This is a genomic window from Kitasatospora sp. NPDC093558 (genome assembly GCF_040683475.1).
GTDB lineage: Bacteria > Actinomycetota > Actinomycetes > Streptomycetales > Streptomycetaceae > Kitasatospora.
On the sequence record NZ_JBFBDY010001258.1, the window covers coordinates 1 to 1,248 of the forward strand.

Consider the following 1,248-nt stretch of genomic DNA (forward strand, 5'->3'; position numbering starts at 1 on the left):
CCGCCCGCCCGCCGGCTCCCCAGGGCCGGCGGACGGACGGGTCCGCCGTCCGGGGTGCGCGGCGCCCGACGCGCCCCGCAGCCCGGGTGCCACCACTCTGGCGTCCGCGCAGGTCGGAGGGCTATCCGCAGAAGTACTCAACCGCGGATCTGAGTATCCGTACTCATTTCGGCGCGCCCGCCGTCGGGCCGGAACCGCCGGGGCGTCCCGCCGCGTCCCGGTACGGTACGGCGAGGCCGGGCGGACCCGGCCGTTCCGAGGAGGGGACCCGATGACGATCGTGCCGCTGATCTTCACCAGCGGACTGGCCAGCGGCATCAACGCGTACGCGGTGGTGCTGCTGCTCGGGCTGCTGGGCCGGTTCGGGGGCGCCGACTCGGTGCCGCCCGCGCTGGAGCGCACCGACGTGCTGGTCGCGGCCGCCCTGCTGTTCCTGCTGGAGGCGGTGGCCGACAAGATCCCGTACGTGGACAGCGTGTGGGACGTCGTGCACACCGTGATCCGCCCGGTCGCCGGCGCCACCGTGGCCGCGCTGATCGCGAGCAGCCACCCGGGCTCGCTCGGCGAGGTCGCGGCGGGCGCGATGGGCGGGACGACGGCGCTGGTCAGCCACCTGGTGAAGGCCTCGCTGCGGATGGCCGTCAACACCTCGCCCGAGCCGGCCAGCAACATCGCGGTCAGCCTGGCCGAGGACCTGTCGGTGGCCGGCCTGGTCACCCTGGCGATCTTCCACCCCTGGCTGGCCGCCTCGATCTCGGCCGTCCTGCTGGCGGTCGGCGTGCTGCTGGTCTGGCTGGCGGTCAGCAGGATCCGCGCGTTCCGGGCCCGCCGCCGCGAGCGCAAGGCCGCCCGCGCGCGGGCTGCACAAGGGGTGTACGCGCCGCAGCCATAGGATCTGGTGCATGGCACGGATCGTCATCATCGGCGCAGGAATGAGCGGGCTCGCGGCGGCCTCCCGGCTGGCGACCCTCGGACACCGGGTGACGGTCTGCGAGGCGAGCGGCACGTACGGCGGCATGGTCGGCCGGTACGAGCGCGACGGCTTCGCCTTCGACACCGGCCCGGGCCTGCTCACCCTCCCCGCGGTCTACCGCGACCTCGCGCTGAAGACCGGCCGCGAGCCGCTGGAGGAGCTCGTCGAGCTGGCCCCGGTGGACCCGGAGAGCCGGCACCTGTTCCCGGACGGCACCGCGCTCGCCCTGCCCAACGCCTCGCGTGGCGGCGTCGCCCAGGCCCTGGACGACGCCT

The 1,248-nt window shown here is 74.9% G+C and carries 2 protein-coding genes; both read left to right on the forward strand.

All coding sequences use genetic code 11. The features are described 5' to 3' along the window. The first annotated feature begins 271 nt into the window (after nt 1-271). Complete coding sequence (locus AB0O00_RS40165; RefSeq protein ID WP_363659608.1) at nt 272-892, forward strand: DUF4126 domain-containing protein; 621 nt, start codon at nt 272-274, stop codon at nt 890-892. 10 nt (nt 893-902) lie between these two features. Continuing rightward, nucleotides 903-1,248 (forward strand): FAD-dependent oxidoreductase (locus tag AB0O00_RS40170; protein ID WP_363659609.1); only part of this gene is annotated, 346 nt, incomplete at its 3' end.